2 protein-coding genes and 1 pseudogene are annotated in these 1,948 nt (G+C 67.3%); all 3 read right to left on the reverse strand.

The annotated features are described in order from the left end of the window. On the reverse strand, nt 1-597 hold a 597-nt coding region (locus DYI24_RS25685; protein ID WP_164574319.1), incomplete at its 3' end, for a TonB-dependent receptor plug domain-containing protein. 218 nt (nt 598-815) lie between these two features. Further along, on the reverse strand, nt 816-1,487 hold the full coding sequence (locus DYI24_RS25690) for an SDR family oxidoreductase (RefSeq protein ID WP_164574320.1): 672 nt from the start codon (nt 1,485-1,487) through the stop codon (nt 816-818). Then, nucleotides 1,475-1,948, reverse strand: a pseudogene (locus DYI24_RS25695) (heme anaerobic degradation radical SAM methyltransferase ChuW/HutW); the annotation flags it as partial. The gene DYI24_RS25690 and the pseudogene DYI24_RS25695, both read right to left, overlap by 13 nt.

Raw genomic sequence — 1,948 nt, forward strand, 5'->3', positions numbered from 1 at the left:
GAACGACACCACGCCGCCGATGGCGCCGGAGCCGTAGATATTGGCGCTTGGCCCGCGCACCACGTCGATGCCGCCGATCAGTTCCGGATCGAGGAAGAACGAGCCCTGCGCGCCGTGGCCGGAACGCTGATAGTTCTGCCGCGCGCCATCGACCACCACGGCGACGCGGCCGAAGTCCTGCAGGCCGCGAATGTTGATCGAGGTCGACGGCTCGTCGCCGCGATCCTGGAACGACACGCCGGGTGTGGCGACGAACACATCCTGCAGCCGGCTCGGCGGAAACTGCTGAATCTGCTGCAGCGTGATCGCGCTGGCCGGCGCCAGCGCGTCGATCGCCTTCTCCTCGTTCTTGGTCGCCACCACGGTGATGGCGTCGAGCGATTGGGTCGAGGCAGCCGCCTGTGCGTTGGCGTTGCGCAGATCGGCAGCGGACGCCGCCGGCTGCGCCGTACGTGCCGCACGGTCGCGCTTCACCTGAGTCTGGGCCGAGGATGATGAGCTACTGGTCGCGGTTTGCGCCGAAGCCGGCGCGTTCGTCAGCGCGACGACGGATACGGAAAGCAGTAGCGCGTAGGCGCGCGAGTTAAGCCCCACCATGACAGCCCCAAGTGTTGTGAGTTGACGCAGGCTGGCGGGCTCGCACGAGGCGGCTGGCTGGCAATCCGCCGTCAGCACAACTGCTAACGGCTTGCAATTTTGGTAACCGAGCCAAAGTTCCGGGTCAACCGGACTTGGCCATTGATTAAAGCAATTATAACTTGACCGTGCGCGCAGCTAATTCAAACGTCATTTGCGTGTAGTAATGCTGCGCGCGCTCACACCGCCGCGGCGAGCTCGAATTCGGCGATATCGGCCGGCTCAGCCGGCAGCGTGGTACGATCGACCGCCGATAGCACGCGGCCGATACTGGCAGGCGTCGCCAGCGCGTCGAGCAGAAGCGTGGCAAGGTCCGCCCGCGCGATCCGGCCGTGGACCCGTGGATCGTCGTACAGCGCCCCCTGCCCGGTTGGCTCGCCGTCGGTCAGTCCGCCCGGCCGCACGATCGTCCAGTCGAGCGCGGCGTTGCGCAGATGGTCTTCCGCACGAGTCTTGGCGTCGAGCACCGGCCCGATCGCGGCGATGATTCGCTCCGACGCATAGGCGCGGCTGTCGCCGCAGGCGAGCGATGAGACCTGCAACACGCGCCGCACGCTGCAAGCCACCGCAGCATCGGTGATGGCGTTGTTGCCGACTTCGTCGATCAGCAGTGCGTCAGGTCCGGCGCCGCCGATTGTCGAGATGATCGCCTGCGGCCTCAATCCGTTCAGCGCCCCGGCGACCGACGTGGTGTCCGCCACGTCGACGCTCGCAACGCCAGCGATACCGGCCAGGTCGTTCAGTCGCGCAGGATTGCGCCCAGCGACGAACACAGTCCAGCCGCGCGCGACGCCTTGCGTCACCAAATGGCGCCCGGTGCGGCCGGTAGCGCCGAAAATCAGAACCCGCATCCTGCCTCTCCCGCTGTCGCCGCGGCCGTCAGTCCCGCCGTCAGACCGCTTGTCAGATTGCTGATCCAGAACGATCCGGCAAGGCTCGGCGAAAACCCATCGCCGCGCAGTTCTCCCAATCCCGCAGCAGTCCAGTTGGCGAGCAGCGGCGTGACCGCAACGCGAAAGCCCGGCCGCAGCGCTTCGACCGCGGCCAGATCGAGCCGCCCGGTCTCAAGCCCCGATGCGATCATCGCATGCGCGGCGTGATCGGATGGCACCAGCGCCAGCCCTTCGATCGGCGCCAAATTCTGCGCGACCATCTCGCGGCGGCGCGCGATGTCGATGACGTTGCGCCAGCGGTGGCCATGCGCCTGGCCGCCGGCCCCCGCGCCAATCGGCAGGCAGGCCACGCCGCGCTTGATCGACGCATTGTAGCGGTTGCGTTCGCGCAGCGACCGGACCAGATGCGACTGCGGCAC

The sequence above is a fragment of the Rhodopseudomonas sp. BR0C11 genome, assembly GCF_010820945.1.
GTDB lineage: Bacteria > Pseudomonadota > Alphaproteobacteria > Rhizobiales > Xanthobacteraceae > Rhodopseudomonas > Rhodopseudomonas palustris_H.

Bases quoted from the DNA above. Each gene is read 5' to 3' on its own strand.
- DYI24_RS25690 (WP_164574320.1), bottom strand. From the start codon at position 1,487: ATGCGGGTTCTGATTTTCGGCGCTACCGGCCGCACCGGGCGCCATTTG.